12 protein-coding genes and 2 pseudogenes are annotated in these 15,559 nt (G+C 69.6%); 9 read left to right on the plus strand and 5 right to left on the minus strand.

The window, feature by feature from the left end; translation table 11 throughout:
- The first annotated feature begins 434 nt into the window (after window positions 1-434).
- A complete protein-coding gene (locus OG841_RS41810) occupies window positions 435-2,075 on the plus strand; it encodes a GDSL-type esterase/lipase family protein (RefSeq protein ID WP_371569630.1) in 1,641 nt (546 codons plus the stop codon).
- Window positions 2,076-2,473: 398 nt separating this feature from the next.
- A pseudogene (locus tag OG841_RS41815) lies at window positions 2,474-2,853 on the plus strand (transposase); the annotation flags it as partial.
- Window positions 2,854-3,908: 1,055 nt separating this feature from the next.
- Here the strand turns inward: OG841_RS41815 and OG841_RS41820 are convergent.
- A complete protein-coding gene (locus OG841_RS41820) occupies window positions 3,909-4,175 on the minus strand; it encodes a GlsB/YeaQ/YmgE family stress response membrane protein (RefSeq protein WP_057617750.1) in 267 nt (88 codons plus the stop codon).
- A gap of 259 nt (window positions 4,176-4,434) precedes the next feature.
- On the opposite strand from OG841_RS41820, the gene OG841_RS41825 reads away from it, so the two are divergent.
- The 4 genes from OG841_RS41825 (at window position 4,435) to OG841_RS41840 (ending at window position 9,066) form a co-directional block, all read left to right on the plus strand.
- The gene (locus OG841_RS41825; protein WP_328636603.1) at window positions 4,435-4,791 is read left to right on the plus strand and encodes an ArsR/SmtB family transcription factor; all 357 of its coding nucleotides are present in this window, start codon (window positions 4,435-4,437) and stop codon (window positions 4,789-4,791) included.
- 270 nt (window positions 4,792-5,061) lie between these two features.
- A complete protein-coding gene (locus tag OG841_RS41830) occupies window positions 5,062-6,768 on the plus strand; it encodes an LCP family protein (protein ID WP_371569632.1) in 1,707 nt (568 codons plus the stop codon).
- A gap of 68 nt (window positions 6,769-6,836) precedes the next feature.
- Entirely contained in the window at window positions 6,837-7,103 is a 267-nt protein-coding gene (gene tatA, locus OG841_RS41835; RefSeq protein ID WP_328636601.1) for a Sec-independent protein translocase subunit TatA, read from the plus strand.
- A gap of 226 nt (window positions 7,104-7,329) precedes the next feature.
- Window positions 7,330-9,066, plus strand: a complete 1,737-nt coding sequence (locus tag OG841_RS41840; protein WP_365116880.1) for a serine/threonine-protein kinase — start codon at window positions 7,330-7,332, stop codon at window positions 9,064-9,066.
- Window positions 9,067-9,117: 51 nt separating this feature from the next.
- Here the strand turns inward: OG841_RS41840 and OG841_RS41845 are convergent, their stop codons facing one another.
- Window positions 9,118-10,347: a PP2C family protein-serine/threonine phosphatase gene (locus OG841_RS41845; protein ID WP_328636599.1), complete on the minus strand. Its 1,230-nt coding sequence runs from the start codon at window positions 10,345-10,347 to the stop codon at window positions 9,118-9,120.
- Window positions 10,348-10,515: 168 nt separating this feature from the next.
- Between OG841_RS41845 and OG841_RS41850 the strand changes: the two genes are divergently transcribed.
- Together OG841_RS41850 and OG841_RS41855 are read left to right on the plus strand one after the other, a co-directional pair.
- Entirely contained in the window at window positions 10,516-11,211 is a 696-nt protein-coding gene (locus OG841_RS41850) for an NADPH-dependent F420 reductase (RefSeq protein ID WP_365116884.1), read from the plus strand.
- A 257-nt stretch (window positions 11,212-11,468) separates the two neighbouring features.
- Complete coding sequence (locus tag OG841_RS41855) at window positions 11,469-12,251, plus strand: DUF899 domain-containing protein (RefSeq protein ID WP_365116886.1); 783 nt, start codon at window positions 11,469-11,471, stop codon at window positions 12,249-12,251.
- Window positions 12,252-12,360: 109 nt separating this feature from the next.
- Here the strand turns inward: OG841_RS41855 and OG841_RS41860 are convergent.
- From OG841_RS41860 to OG841_RS41870, 3 genes and pseudogenes are all read right to left on the minus strand, one after another.
- Window positions 12,361-12,594, minus strand: a pseudogene (locus OG841_RS41860) (substrate-binding domain-containing protein); the annotation flags it as partial.
- Between the two features lie 261 nt (window positions 12,595-12,855).
- Window positions 12,856-13,587 (minus strand): class I SAM-dependent methyltransferase, encoded by a 732-nt coding sequence (locus OG841_RS41865; RefSeq protein ID WP_328636596.1) that lies wholly within the window; start codon window positions 13,585-13,587, stop codon window positions 12,856-12,858.
- Window positions 13,588-13,607: 20 nt separating this feature from the next.
- A complete protein-coding gene (locus tag OG841_RS41870; protein ID WP_371569637.1) occupies window positions 13,608-14,738 on the minus strand; it encodes a hypothetical protein in 1,131 nt (376 codons plus the stop codon).
- Window positions 14,739-15,029: 291 nt separating this feature from the next.
- On the opposite strand from OG841_RS41870, the gene OG841_RS41875 reads away from it, so the two are divergent.
- On the plus strand, window positions 15,030-15,443 hold the full coding sequence (locus tag OG841_RS41875; RefSeq protein ID WP_328636594.1) for a cytidine deaminase family protein: 414 nt from the start codon (window positions 15,030-15,032) through the stop codon (window positions 15,441-15,443).
- Window positions 15,444-15,559 lie beyond the last annotated feature (116 nt).

Here is a 15,559-nt window from a genome sequence, read left to right on the forward strand (position 1 = left end):
CTGGTCTGGCAATTTTCGTCGAGGCCCTAGACAGATCGCGGACTAGTGCCTGTTAATACATCCGATGTTGCTCGGCTGAACACACGCAGTGCTCAAGGCCTGTCATGGCAGCGTGTGCTGTCCTGCGAACTGCCAGGAGAAGACCTTGTCAGAGTCGATCACCCGCCGACGGGGCGCTCGTCGGCATCGCGGTTACTCACGGCGGGCTTCGCCGTCGCGTGCGGGGCACCGGTATCGAACGGAAGACCTGCTGCCCAGCGCGCCGTAACGCTTGTGCCGGGCGCCTCACTCAGGGGGCCAGTAGACCTGCGGAAGCCGGCTCGACCAGCAGTTCACGCTGCGGAGCGTCACCTCCTGAGCGCCCCAGCCCCCTCGACCCGCACGTCCCCAGGCGGAAGAGCCGCACGTCCCCACCCAGCAAAGAAGGGCCGCCCATGCACACCTCCCCAAGACTCGCCGCCAGACTCACGGCCACGGCATCCGCCACCTGTCTGGCCGCCGCCGGACTCGCCCTCGTCCCGGCGGCAGACGCCTCGGCCGCGGGCGCGCCGCAGGGCGGCCACGTCTACACCCTGACAGTGGCCAACAGCGGCAAGAACGCCGCCGTGCTGTCGGACTCCCTGGCCAACGCAGCGGCGGTCGTGCAGAAGACCGCCTCCGGCGGCCCCGGCCAGCTGTGGGAGGCGGTCGACCACGGCGACGGCACCTTCTCGCTGGTCAACATCAACAGCGGCAAGTGCATGGACGTCCAGAGCGGCTCCACGACCGCGGGGGCCGCGATCATCCAGTGGCCCTGCAACGGCGCCGGCAACCAGAACTGGACCTTCAGCGGTTCGGCGATCGTCTCCGCCCGCAGCGGCCTGTGCCTGGACGTCTCCGACGGCTCCACCGCGCAGGACCACGCGATCATCCAGTGGACCTGCAAGAACACCACCAACCAGCAGTGGAGTCTGACCGAGCGCCCGCGCTCGGCGACCTGGGGCCCGGCCATGGTCAAGGGCGGCCAGAGCTTCACCTCGCAGACCATCCGGATGGTCGTCCACAACAACACCTCCGGCGCGGGACTGCGCATCCGGCTGTCCAACCTGCGCAGCACGACCGCCCTCTCGGTCGGGGCCGTCACCGTGGCCGTCCAGTCCAGCGGCGCCACCGCGGTCGCGGGCACCACACACACCGTCACCTTCGGCCGGTCGGCCACGCCGACCATCCCCGCCGGGCAGGAACTGACCAGCGACGTCATCCCGATGCCGGTCGCCGCGGAGCAGAACCTGCTGGTGAGCGTCTACCTCCCGGGCACCACCGGCGCCTCCACCTACCACAACGACGCCCACCAGACCTCGTACCTGTCCGCCGCGAGCACCGGCAACCACGCCGCCGAGGAGGCCCCGACGAACTTCACCACCACCACGGCCCGCTGGTTCTACGTCGCGGGACTCGACGTCGTGTCACCCACGGCCAGGGGAACCGTCGTGGCCATCGGCGACTCCATCACCGACGGCTCCAGCGCCACCGACAACGCCAACCAGCGCTGGCCCGACTACCTCGCCCGGCGGCTGCAGGCCGAGTCCGGCGGCCAGCGCCTCGGCGTGGCCGATGCGGGCATCGGCGGCAACCGCGTGGTCACCGACAGCCCGAACACGGGGCAGGGCATCGCGGCCGTCACCCGGTTCTCCCACGACGTCCTGACCCAGCCGGGCGTGAAGGACGTCATCCTGCTGGAGGGCATCAACGACATCAACAACACCACCACCCCCACCAGCGCCGACCAGATCATCGCCGGCTACCAGACCATGATCGACCAGGCGCACCAGGCCGGTGTCCGGATCCTCGGCGGGACCATCCTGCCGAACTCCACGCAGACCACCGACAAGGCCGCCATCCGCGCCCAGGTCAACCAGTGGATCCGCACCAGCGGCGCCTTCGACGCGGTGATCGACTTCGACGCGGCGCTCCGGGACCCGGCCAACCCGGCGCAGCTGCTCCCCGCCTACGACAGCGGCGACCATCTGCACCCCAACAGCGCCGGCATGCAAGCCATGGCCAACACGGTGAACCTCTCGCTGCTCACCTCCTGAGCGGTACCCACCTCCCGGACGGCGTAGTTCCGTTCGGCGCCCCCTCTCCGCGTACGGGGCACCGGACGGAACGGCCCGTCATCCGTGCGCCTGCGGGCAACTGCTGCCCACAATGACGGCCAAGGCATACCGCTCCTCAAGGCCATCATGGAGACCGCCGTGGACGACGAGCTGATCACACGCACATCCTTGCCGCATCCAGGTGCCGGTAGGAAAAGGCGGCTGAGCGGCGCATCGCCACGGTCACCCAAGTCGACGCGCCGGCCAACGCCGTCGGGATGCAGTGGCGTCTCATGATCTACCTCGGCGCCCACGGTGCGATGAAGAGGCGTACCCGGATGTTCGCACTTCGGGCGGAGTCCTTCCCCGCGAGGCAGTCCGGGAGTCAGTGTTCGTTCGCCGTGATCGTCGCCCCCGCGAGCCTCTCCGAAAACGCCGTAGGGATACAGCTTCTCGACCAGGCCAAGAAAACGTACCCACCATCTCCAGAAGCTGGGTCGACGCCGACTTCAAGAACACCGTCATCAAGCACGGCACCAACCTCGGAATCGACGTCGAAGTGGTCAATAGAAACCCGGAAATCCGCGGCTTTCACGTCGTCAAAAGACGCTGGGTAGTAGAACGAAGCCTCGGTTGGCTCATGCTGCACCGACGCCTGTCCCGTGATGACGAGACCCTTCCCGCCAGCTCCGAAGCCGTGATCCACATCGCCTCGATCGACAACCTCACCATGCGCGTAACAGACGAGACCACACCCGCCTGGCGAGGAACTTACTAGAACTTAAAGGTCAATTCGGCTAGACCAAACACCCTCTCAGAGTCTTCAGACGGAGAGGACAGTGGAACGCCACGCTTACCGAATCCGGTCGGCACCATGGGTCGGCATCCCCCGCTTCGACTACAACCCCTCCGACCGCCTGCGTTTCATTCTCCGAGGCGGCAACCCCCACCGAGCCACCGAATGGGCCGACATCCCCCAACGCCCCCTCGAAGACTGGCAGACCTGGAAGCGGCCAGACAGCAGAGACTGCGCTGGAAAGCCGCGATGCAGCCGGCCCGCATCGACTACGCCGAGGCATGCCGCGTGAAGCGCCTCGAAGCCCAGGCAGAAGCATGGCACCCCGCGAGTCGGCTGGCCGAATACGTCGCCGCCGCCCGAGCCCAAGTAGAAGCTCTGCCGAGCGGGCAGGACCAGAGCCGAGGCAGAGATGGGACCCATGTAGTCATCGTGATCGCGGGCTGCGCGGACCCAGATCGTTCGCGCGCCACGGGATGATGGAACCGCAACGGGTGCCGGGGAATGTGCACAGACGCACGGGAGTTGCCGCGACGGCCGCTGGCCTCCTGCCGCGCTGCTGAGCGGGAGGTCCGGCGACCGCGATGCCTTCGGGTCCGGCCCCTCGAACTCCGGGCAGACCGGCCCCGACCGACGCCGAGATGCTGGCGGCGGCGAGCGGGTGTTTTCGGGCCTGCACCACAGGACGTGCGTCTCTCGGGGCTGTGTGCCACCCCGCTCCGTGTGGGCGGCGGCTTCACACAGTCATCGGATGAATGCCGCTTCGGGGCGATTAGGGTATCGCCCAGTGAAGTCGTGAAAATGCGAAAGGTTGAGCTTTCTCTCGTTCCGGCAGAGCGAAAATTCGTCAACTAGCTGGCATTTTGATGTTTCCAAGCTCACGTGGGGTGGTCGGAACGGAGCCGTCGAAGCCCAGTAAGACATCGGATCTATTGCCATGGTGCCTCACACGGACGTCACCGTCATCAAGCCGCCGAGATCATAGACCGGCCCGTCAACAGGATGAAAACTTCTCATTGGTTGGTGACGCACGAGTATCAGTTCCGCGAGTTCCCGAACAGCAGGCGATAGCCGATCAGCAGCACCAGGGAGCCGCCGATGGCAGCGCCCCAGGTGTAGAGGTCGAAGAAGTGACTCTCCACCGGGCGGTCGAGGAAGCGCGAGGAGAGCCAGCCGCCGACGAACGCTCCCGCGACCCCGATGAGGGTGGTGCCGATCAGGCCGCCCGGGTCGCGTCCCGGCAGCAGGATCTTGGCGATGGCTCCGGCGAGCAGACCCAGGATGATCCAGCCGATGATGCCCACGTTGTAGTCCTCCAGTCAGGTCGGGGCCGGGGCAAGTCCGCCCGGCACCGTCCTCAAGTTGCCTGATTGCGCAAGCCTATGGACTGATGCGAGGGACGAACGAGCCCTGCCGCGCCTGGTGACAAGTCGTCGACGTTCTTTCACACGCTTATTACATTGCGCAATCGACGAACTGGAGGTGCCCTCGTGGACGGAACCCCGCCGCCCTTACACTGAGACATCGCGCATGCGTCGACAGTGACCGGGACGGGAGGGGACCGTGGCGACACTCGCCGGTGGTTCGGAGGATCCGTCCGCCGAGGTACTGACGGAGGCGGCCGCCGCGTTCGGACTCCTCGCCTCCGCCGCCCGGCTGCACATCATGTGGGCGCTGTCCCAGGGCGAGAGCGACGTCACCCACCTCGCCGACCGGGTCGGCGGCGCGCTGCCCGCGGTCAGCCAGCACCTGGCCAAGCTGAAACTCGCCGGGCTCGTCCGCTCCCGCCGTGAGGGCCGCCGGCAGGTCTACTACGTCGACGACCCCGACATCGTGACCGTGGTCCGCGTCATGGTCGGCCAGCTCACGGCCCGTACAGCCCCGGCCGCTGCGCGCGGTACCGTCTCGGGCAGGCCTTGATCCGTTTCCTGTGCCGGGTGCCGTCACGGGCGCGGGAAACGCCGTAGGTGAAGGCGAATGTGTCCGCGAGGTTGCCGCGTTCCTTCATGAGATCTCTCACCTGTGAAATGCGGCGGGCTCCGTGCTGCCCGGGCCAGGGGTTTGTTAGATTGCGCAACTACGCAACCCAGGCGAAGTTCCTGCTTGGGCTGCCTGTACACCGCCGCGCTTGCCCGGCCGCCCACCCCATGGCCCGGCCTGAGAGGCCCGACCGTTTCCTGGGAGTGGTAGATGAGCGACCCGTGGGACGGACCGGGCGGTCAGGCCACGCGCAGCCGCACCGGCCGGGTGCCGGAGCAGCGGGCGGGCGCGTCCGGCGGCGCGCCTCGGCCCGGAGGCCGGGCCGCGGCGCGGGCCGAGGCCCGCTCGCACGGTGGCAAGCGTTCGCGTCGCCGGGCCCGTCCGGTGCGACGCGGCAGGCGGGTGCTGAAGATCGTCGGGATGTGCCTGGCGATGCTCGTCCTGGCCACGGCCGGTGCCGGATGGTGGTTCTACCAGCACCTCAACGGCAACATCAACAGCGTCTCGCTCGACGGCAAGGGCGGTTCGGAGAAGGCCGACGCGTTCGGCCGCACCCCGATCAACATCCTGGTCATGGGCTCGGACGGCCGGACCAGCAAGGCGGACTGCAAGCTGGGCGGCGGATGCTCCCAGACCGGCGTACAGACCGGAAACGGCAACGCCGACGTACAGATGGTGGTGCACATATCCGCCGACCGCTCCAACGCCACCGTCATGAGCATCCCCCGCGACACCATGGTCGACGTCCCGGCCTGCAAGGACACCGGGAGCGGCCAGTCCACGCCCGGCTACTACGGCCAGATCAACAGCGCCCTCCAGTACGGTCCCGCCTGCCAGGTCGCCACCATCCACCGGCTCACCGGCATCCCCATCGACCACTTCGTCAAGCTCGACTTCTCCGGCGTGGTCAAGATGTCCGACGCGGTCGGCGGTGTCTCCGTGTGCGTCGACCACAACGTGTACGACACCTACTCGCACCTGAAACTGTCCAGTGGCAGCCACACGCTCAAGGGTGAGGCGGCCCTGGAGTTCGTCCGCTCCCGCCACGGCTTCGGGGACGGCAGCGACCTCGGCCGCACGGTCTCCCAGCACATATTCCTCAGCGCGATGATCCGGAAGTTCAAGAGCGCGGGCACGCTCACCGACCCCACCGCGGTCTACGACCTCGCCGACGCCGCCACCAAGGCGCTCACCGTGGACGACGGTCTCGGCAGCGTCAAGAAGCTGATCGGGCTCGCGGCCGACGTGAACAAGGTCCCCACCAAGCGGATGACCTTCACCACGATGCAGACCGCCGCCGATCCGAACGACACCAACCGGGTGGTGGTGGGCGCGGGTGCCAAGGCCCTCTTCTCCAGCATCGCCGACGACCAGTCCCTGACCACCGGCTCCGGAAAGAAGTCCACGGCGGCCTCCGCGACGGCCACGGCTTCGGCGGTACCCGCCTCCGAGATCGCCGTGACCGTCGAGAACGGCACCGAGATCACCGGCCGCGCCTCCGCGATCGCGAACGCGCTCACGGACCAGGGCTTCAGCTCCGCGACCACCACCGCCAACGCGCCGAGCCCGGCGACCACCACCACCCTCACCTACGGCACCGGCCGGAAGGCCGCGGCCCAGACGGCCGCCAAGACGCTCGGGCTCTCCACCTCACACCTCGAGGAGGGGACCGGTACCGGTCTGACCCTGGTGATCGGCAGCGACTGGACGAGCGGCACCACGTATCCGGGCGGTTCGTCCTCGCCGGCGCCCGCCGACACGAAGGCCGCGGTCTCCAACGCGCACGCCCAGACCGCCGACGAGGCCAAGAAGTGCGCCAAGGTCAGCCCCTACAAGACGGTCGCCCTCAACGGGGTCGCCATGACACCGGAGCAGGCGTACGCGGCGTCGCCCCACAAGAAGGACTCCGACGAGTGAGGCGGGGACGGGCCCGCGGTTGTACAGTTGCGCAAGCTGGCAATCGTGAGTGAGAAGGGACGTGCGGCATGCTGCGCAACGGACTGGAGCCCTGGCATCTGCTGATCGTGGCGATCATGATCATCTTGCTGTTCGGCTCGAAGAAGCTGCCCGAGGCCGCCCGCGGGCTCGGCAAGTCGATGCGCATCCTCAAGAGCGAGGCCAAGGCGATGAAGGAGGACGGCACGGCCCACTCCTCCGCGGCCCCCGCTGAGTCTGCCCCGCAGGTCGTCCAGTCCGCGCCGGTGGAGACCACGGCAGCGCAGCCGACGGCCGAGAGCAACCCTGCCCACTGAGCTCCCGTACGGCGTCCTTCGCCGGGCGACGGTCTCCTCGGCGTGGCCGAAGAACTCACCGTCGAGGCGGCCCAACAGCCGTACAGCAAAAGCGTGTTGCGGCGCGGAGCGGCATGTCGTCGACGAAACCCGGCTGCCCGGACGGTGATTGCGGGAGCATTCCGGCCCGTGTCCGTGATGCAGGCGGCGGCGATCGCTGTCGGTGGGGGCAACTAAGCTCCCGCCCATGAGCGAGGCAGACGAGGTCCCCGGCAGACGAGTCGTCGACGGGCGCTTCGCGTTGGAAGCGCGTCTCGGCGGCGGCGGGATGGGCACGGTCTGGCGGGCCAGGGACCTGGTGCTGCACAGGATGGTCGCGGTCAAGGAGGTCCGCCCGCCGGACCGGGACCTCGCCGAGTACGACCCCGACAGCGCGCGGATGCTGCGCGAGCGGGTGCTGCGCGAGGCGCGGGCCCTGGCCCGGATCGACCATCCCAACGTCGTCACCATCCACCACATCGTCGACGGCGGCGACGGCACCTACCCGTGGATCGTCATGGAGCTGGTCAGCGGCGGCTCGCTCGCCGACCGGCTGACCCGGGAGCCGATGCCGCCGGCCGAGGCGGCGCGGATCGGCCGGGGCGTGCTGGCCGCGCTGGCCGCCGCGCACGAGGCCGGAATCCAGCACCGGGACGTCAAGCCCGCCAACGTCCTGCTCAGGTCCGACGGGCGCCCCGTCCTCACCGACTTCGGCATCGCCGCGATTCGCGAGACGACCAGCCTCACGGCCACCGGCTCCATCATCGGCACCCCCGACTTCATGGCACCGGAGCGGATCTCGGGCCACGAGGGCGGCGCCGCCTCCGACCTGTGGTCACTCGCGATGATGCTGTACACCGCCGTGGAGGGCCACCACCCGCTGCGCCGCGGCAGCACCCTCGCCACCCTCGCGGCCGTCCTCAACGAGGACGTGCCGCCGCCCGTGCGGGCCGGTGCCCTGGGTGACGTACTGATGAACGTGCTCGTACGGGATCCGGCGGCGCGGCCGTCGTCCGCCGTGCTGGACCGACGGCTGGCCGAGATCGAGTCGGGGTCCGTCGGCCCGGTGACCGCGTGGCACCAGCCCACGGCCCCGTACCCGCCGTTCGCCGGTGCGGCCCCTTCGTACCCGGGGGCCTTCGCCCCGCGCACGGCTCCCCTCACCGGAGCCCCCGCTCCGGCGGGCGTAGCAGGCCCCGTCGGATTCGGGCCGCCACCCGTTCCCGCCGGGCCCGGCCAGCCGGTGACCTCGCCCGTCCGGGCGGGACGCAAGAGCGGGGCGGGACTGCGTGTCGTGCTCAGCGTCTCGGGGACCTCGCTGGCCGGGGCCCTGGTCCTGATGTGGTGGCTGCTGCCCTTCGGGGGAGACGCGGGCGGATCGGGCGAGGCGGCGGACGGCGGCGCCTCCTCCTCCGTCGCATCGGCCCGCGAGGCGACCGGCTCCCCGGCCGCCGCCCCGGCCGTCCAGCAGTCGAGGGACACGACGACCACGAGCCTGCTCACCCCCGACGGCATCCGCACCGCCATCAAGGCGTTGAAGCAGGAGACCGGGCGGGACAGGTTCGGCGACTTCAGCGTCTACGAGGACTTCGTGTCGGCCGAGGTGATGGTCAAAGGCAGCGACAGCAAGTACGACACCTACACCTACCGTCCGGGACAGGGCGTGGAGAAGGGCCTCATCAAGGGCACCCTGTCCGGCGGCGACCAGCCCTTCCGCCTCGACGGCTTCAACTGGGACAAAGTGCCCACGCTCCTGGAAGAGGCCCGGAAGAAGCTCGACGTCGACCATCCGAACACCCGTTACGTGCTGGTGAGACAGCCCAACGACGTCTTCGACACCCCCCTCGGCATGGCCGTCTACCTCAGCAACGAATACAGCCAGTCCGGCTATCTGGAGGCGAACACCAAGGGCAAGGTGACCCGCGTCATGCCCGCGGAGGACTGACGGCCTTCCCGGGGGGCTCGTACAGCGCTGAGGCGCCGCTACCGGCTCGTCTCACAGGCGGATGACGACGAGAGCGGTGTCGTCGGCGTTGCCGGTGGGTGGGAGCAGCTCGGCCAGGAGCGCGTCGGCCAGGTCCTCGGGGGCGGCGTGGCGGTGGCGGGTGAGCGTGTCGGAGAGGCGTGCCAGGCCGGTGTCGATGTCCTCGGTGCGGCGCTCGATCAGACCGTCGGTGTAGAGGACCAGCGTGGCGCCCTCGTCGAAGGGCGCGGTGGCCTCGGGACGGATGGTGTGTTCGAGGCTGGCACCGAGCGGCGGGTCGGTGGCCCGGTCCAGGAAGGTGACCGTGCCGTCGGGGCGGAGCAGGGCGGGCGGGAGGTGGCCCGCGCTGCTGTAGGTGAGGGTGTGGTCGCCCCAGTCGATGAAGGCCGTCGCCGCCGTCGTCGACTCGGCGCCGTCGACGGAGCGGGCGTACAGCCCGAGCGCCTCCAGAGCCCGGGCAGGCCCGTCGGCGACGCGGGTGGCGGCGCTGAGCGCGCTGCGCAGCTGACCCATGACGCAGGCGGCCGCCAGACCGTGACCGACCACGTCACCGACGGCCACCGCGAGACAGTCGTCGGCCAGGTCGACGAGGTCGTACCAGTCACCGCACACGTTCAGGGAGCCGACGGCGGGCCGGTAGCGCACGGCCGCCTGATGGTGGCCGAGGGGCCCCGGGGCGGGCAGCAGGGCCTCCTGCAGAGCCAGGGCGACCTCGCGTTCGCGGGCGTGTGCCTTGCGCAGGCGTTCGTTGACCTCCTGGAGTTCCCGGGCGCGGGTGTACAGCTCGGCCTCCAGCACGCGTGCCCGGCTGTCGCCCCCCGGTCCGCCGCGGGCACGAATGAGTTCGGTGACCTCCTCCACCCGGTGCACGAGCAGCTTCACCTTCCCGTCGGTGCCGAGGACGGGCGCGTTGACCGGGCTCCAGAAGTGCTCCTGCCAGTGGCCGGCCCGATGGGGATCCTCGATGTCGTAGCGGAGCACCGCCATCGTGTCGCGCTCCCCGGAGGCCACCGCACGCAGCATCGACTCCCGCGTCTCCCGCATCCCGGCCGCGGCCGAATCATTGGGGTTCTCGGGGAAGACATCGAAGATGTAGCGGCCCAGCAACTGCTCGCGGGCACGACCGGTGAGCCGTAGGAAGTCGTCGTTGACGTCGACGTACACCAGCTCGGGCGTCAGCAACGCCACCATGCCGGGCAGAGCCCGGAACACCGCCGCGTAATCGATGTGCGGTTTCCTCATGTGCAGCCTGCCTCGACACGAGCCATCATGATGTGATTTTCCACGATAGATGGGAACAGGTCGCCGCCTCGACAGCTACCGTCATGACGCGACAGCGAACGACCTGGTCGGTTTTCTCATGGGCGCGGCCCCGGGCCGACCGCCCGAGTCCCGGAAGGACCCACTCGCATGCGTTACGCAGTCCTCGGTACCGGCATCGTCGGCCGGACGCTGGCCGGCAAGCTCGCCTCCCTCGGTCACGACGTCGTCATCGGCACCCGCGATCCCGGGGCCACTCTCGCCCGCACCGAACCCGACGGCATGGGCAACCCGCCGTTCGCCCAGTGGCACGCCGACCACGGCCAGGTGCGTCTGGAGACCTTCGAGGAGGCGGCGGCCTTCGGCGAGACGGTCGTCAACACCACCGCGGGCGAGCGGAGCCTCGATGCCCTGCAAGCGGCCGGCGCACCCCACCTGAGCGGCAAGATTCTCATCGATGTCGCCAATCCGCTGGACTTCTCCGGCGGGAGGCCGACGCTGGACCCCGTCAACACCGACAGCCTCGGCGAGCGCATCCAGCGGGCCTTCCCCGAGGCGAAGGTCGTCAAGACCCTCAACACCATGAACTGTTTCGTCATGGTGGAGCCGACCCGCGTGGCAGGGGAGCACACCGTGTTCGTCAGCGGTGACGACACCGGGGCCAAGAAGGCCGTCACGGCACTGCTGGGCTCCTTCGGCTGGCCCGAAGCGAACGTCATCGACCTGGGCGACATCACCACCGCCCGCGGCGTCGAGATGCTCCTGCCGATCTGGCTGCACCTGTACGGCACGCTCGGCCACGGCGACTTCAACTTCCACATCCAGGGGGCCCGGCCCGGCGGCTGATCCCAGGTCCAGTCCGAGCTCGGGCATGGGGCAGGGCCCTTCGGCTCACGCGGTGACCGTGCGCGTGGCGGTGTGATGGAAGGGTGGGCCTGGTGGGTTTCCGTTCGCGGCGATGAGTTCCGGGCGAGTCGGGAGTCTGTTCCGGAGACTGCCGTAGAGACATACGGCCGTCTGGAGACGTAGGGCCGTCGTAGCGACCGTACGACTGTCGCAGAGAGCACACGACTCTGCCCGGCACGAGACATCACGGAGGAACCATGACCACCACGTCTGACGACCCGAGCGCCGCGCTGCCCGACCGCCCGCCCGTCGTCGACCTGGCCACCTGGCAAAGCGCACGTGACGAGCTTCTGGTCCGCGAGAAGGCCCACACCCGTGAGGGCGACGCCATCGCCGCGGCCCGCCGCCGGCTGCCGATGGTGGAGTTCGACGGGACGGTCGAGGTCGTCGGCCCCGACGGCCCGGTGCCGTTCCTGGACCTGTTCCAGGGACGCGACGAGCTCGTGGTCTACAAGCACATGTGGTACGACGGCGCTCCATACCAGGGGCAGTGCGAGGGCTGCACCACCACGGCCTGGCACCTGAAGGACGCCGTCTACCTGAACGCGCGCGGCGTCTCGTTCGCCATCGTGACCACGGGCCCGTGGGACGAGGTGGCCCCCTTCGTCGAGTTCATGGGCTACACCCAGCCCTGGTACTCGGTGCGGGGCGTGGACGGGCCGGTCGGCGGGGACATGGGGTACCTCACCTGCTTCCTCCGCGACGGCGACCGCACGTTCCTCACCTACTCCACGACGGGCCGGGGCAACGAGCGGGTCAGCGCGTCCCTCGGCCTGCTCGACATGACCCCCTACGGCCGCGGCGAGACATGGGAGGACAACCCCGAGGGCTGGCCCAAGGGGCGCGGTGCGTGCTGGACCTGGCGCTCGGACGCGGAGGGCAACCCCACCTGGGGCCCGACCGGCCGCCCCGTCCCGCAGTGGACCCGCCCCGGCGCGACCCCGGTGCAGACGCTCGGCCGACACGGTCACCACCACTGACACGCCTCCGTCGACGGCGCCGGCGAAGGTGCCCGGCGCCGGTCGGAGGCCCTGAAGGACGTACGTGTCGGCGGCCCCGGTAACCGCTGCCCCGCTCTACCGCTCTTTCTCAGCCGACAGGCGGACGCACCGAATCCCGGATCACGAGTTGCGTGCTCAGCACGACGTGGTTGTCGGAGGCGAACCCCACCTCGCGGTCGAGGGCGAGGCGTACGGCGGTGCGGCCCAGTTCCTCGTACGGGACCCGGACGGTGGTGAGGGCCGGGGTCAGATCGGCGGCGAACGGGACGTCGTCGAAGCCGACCACGGAGACCTCACCCGGGACGGACAGGCCGGCCTCGCGCTACGTGGCCGGGGGAGCCGGGTCAAGACCTGCGGGGCCCAGGCGTCATGGATCCGCCTGGGCCCCGGGGCGGGCCGGCGTCGATGCGCCGCCGCCGTGATGACGTACTGGAGGGTGTGGGCGCGGCTGAGCAGGATCAGGAGTCAGTAACGTGTCGGTGCGCCCGACCCGACGCCGAAGACGCGCCTCCATGACGCCGGGGCACCGTTCACCGGGAGGCCGCCCCGGCCGGCGGACCGCTCACGGACGTGGAGTCGGCGATCACAACCTGCCCGACCTGTCGGGGCTCTGGTTCTTCCGCATGCGGACGGCGACGAAGAAGGGTGTGTGAAGAGTCTTGAGGTAGCGGACCTCGTCGACCTGGCGGGCGGCCTCCGTGGCCCGTGGCTCCACGAATCGCTCCAACGCGAAGCCGGCGTCGAGGAGTTCTCCCAGGAAGGTCTGCATCGTCATACGGCGGTGGGAGTTCGTGGTGCCGCTGTCCCCGAACCGCGTCTCGACACGGTCCTCGTCGAAGTAGGAGCCGCCGTGCCAGACCCAGTCGGCGGTCGGATGGACCGTGGAGACCAGCAGGATCCCGCCGGGACGCAGCACGCGGTGCAGTTCGGCCAGCAGTTGCCGACGGGCCTCCAGGTGATGATGCACCAGGGCCATGACCCCCAGGTCGAACGAGTCGTCCGGCAGGAAGTCGAGGGGTTCCTCCAGGTCGTGGTGGTGCAGCGTGACGGCGTCGTCGTCGCCGATGCGGTCGCGGGCATGGCCCAGCAGCGTCGCGCTGCCCTCGACGCCGACCACCTCGGCCGCGCCTCGTGCCCGCAGTTCCGTGATGTAGTGCCCGGCGCCGCAGCCGATGTCCAGGACGCGCAGCCCGGTGACGTCACCGGCCAGGGCGAACATGGCGGGCCGGTCGGTGTGGGCGTTGTAGGGGCCGTCGGTCGCGTTGTCGGCGAAGTAGTCGCCGAGAGCCCCCTCGTAGGCGGTGTTGATGCGCATCACCGCATGCTGCCAGGGATTCAAGCAGGGACAACAGACGACGGCAGGGGGTCACGGTCCCCGGCCAGCCACAGTGTCATGAAGGCCGCCAGCCCTGCCGTGGCCCCGAAGGTGAGGGCGGCGGGGACGCCTGTGCCGAGAGCGGAGAACACATGTACGGGACCCCACACGGTGGCGGTGTCGTCGATCACCATGTGCAGGACCTGGCTCGCGAGCAGTCCGAGCACGGTCGCGCAGACCGCGCCCGCCGCCATCGCCGCCACGGTGGTCCGGGTGAGCAGGCCGGGCAGCAGACGCAGTGACCACCACACCACGGCCAGCAGGAGCACGTCGGCGGCCCGGTACAGCAGCCAGTGTCCGAGGGACGTCGTCGCCGGACCCGACCAGGCGCCGAGCAGCAGCCACTGACGCAGCAGGTCACCGGGCTCGGACAGCAGGCCCGCGCCGTTGAACGTGGTCTGTATCGAGGCCGCCACCGACTGGTACGACAGGACCACCAGGGACAGCGCGACCACCGCGGTTCCGGCGCTCGCCGCCAGGCGCGCGGGGCGCGCCGGCACCTCGCGCCGGGGCAGTGGTTCCGCGCCCTTCGCGGAGACGCGGGCCACGAGCACCGTGAGCAGGGCGGTCAACAGTCCCGCGAACACCGGGACCGGTCCGCTGGAGGCGATCACCCCTGCCAGTTGCGGCAGGACCCGGTAGCTGCCGCGCCCCCGGGACGCGATCAGCCAGGGCGCGGAGACCGTCACGGCCAAGGTCGCGGTCACCGGTCCCCAGGCCCACAGCGCGAGCAGCGTGGCCGGTGTACGGCCCCCCGTCGGCGGGATCCTGCGGAGCAGGAGCAACGTGCCGGCCAGGTAGCACGCGAAGACGGCCACGAATCTGATCTGCATCGCGGTGCTGTACAGACCGGCGTACCGGGTGTCTCCGCCCGTGCCCGCGTCCGCGGATCCGTCGGAGGGCAGAGCCACCGAGGAGTCGTACGACCAGGGCGTGAGCCAGCGCCGCAGTTCGTTCACGGAGTCCACGTCGAACACGCTGGTACTGCCGCGCAGTTGCAGTGCCTGCGCGCTCGCGCCCGCCCACCACAGCAACAGCGTGATCAGCAGGCCTCCGACCAGGGCTGGTATGACCGCGCGCCGGTATGTCATGTTGGCTTCCCCCACCTTGTCCCTGTGTCCGTGTGGTCTCGAACAGAGGAAGAGTAGGGCGTGGTGATCGTGTGAGAACGGGCGGGGCGATCACTCCTGCCGCTCTCCGGTGCGGACCGGTTGGGCGAGATCCGCAGAGCGCTGCGCCAAGGGTGAGTCGGCTGCCTTCCCGGCTGTCGATCTCGAGCCCGGCGCACCCTCTCTGATCGTTTTCGAGGACGCGTGACTCCCGGAGCCGCCCCCAGGCCGATAGTGTCGACGGCGCCTGAACCAACGACCAAGGCAGAGAAGTTGACCACGCAGAACCACCCCGTCGATCACGAACTCGTCCAGGCCGCGGCGCACGTCGCTCGCACGCGTTGCCGGGGCGACAACCACACCATGGCAGCCGCGGCCCGTGCCCGGGACGGGCGGATCATCACCGCCGTGAACGCCTACCACTTCACGGGAGGCCCCTGCGCCGAACTGGTCCTCATCGGCGCGGCGGCCGCCCAGGGCGCCTACGAACTGGTGACGGTCGTCGCCGTGGGAGACCGCGACCGTGGGGTCGTTCCGCCGTGCGGCCGGTGCCGACAGGTCCTTCTCGACTACTTCCCCGACCTCGAGGTCATCGTCGGCGAAGAGGCCCGCATCCGGAGCGTGCGCATCACCGACCTGCTGCCCGAGGGCTACGTCTGGGCCGACCACCAGCTCGACGCCGAGTGACACCGATCGCTGACGACGGTGTCGACGGGAGCGTGGCATGGTCATCAGTGCAGGGGACAGCAGCCTCGTAAGCCTGCCCCGGAACCGGCGGCCCACCCGACCCTAGGAGCGACAAC

The sequence above is a fragment of the Streptomyces canus genome (genome assembly GCF_041435015.1).
Classification (GTDB): domain Bacteria; phylum Actinomycetota; class Actinomycetes; order Streptomycetales; family Streptomycetaceae; genus Streptomyces; species Streptomyces canus_G.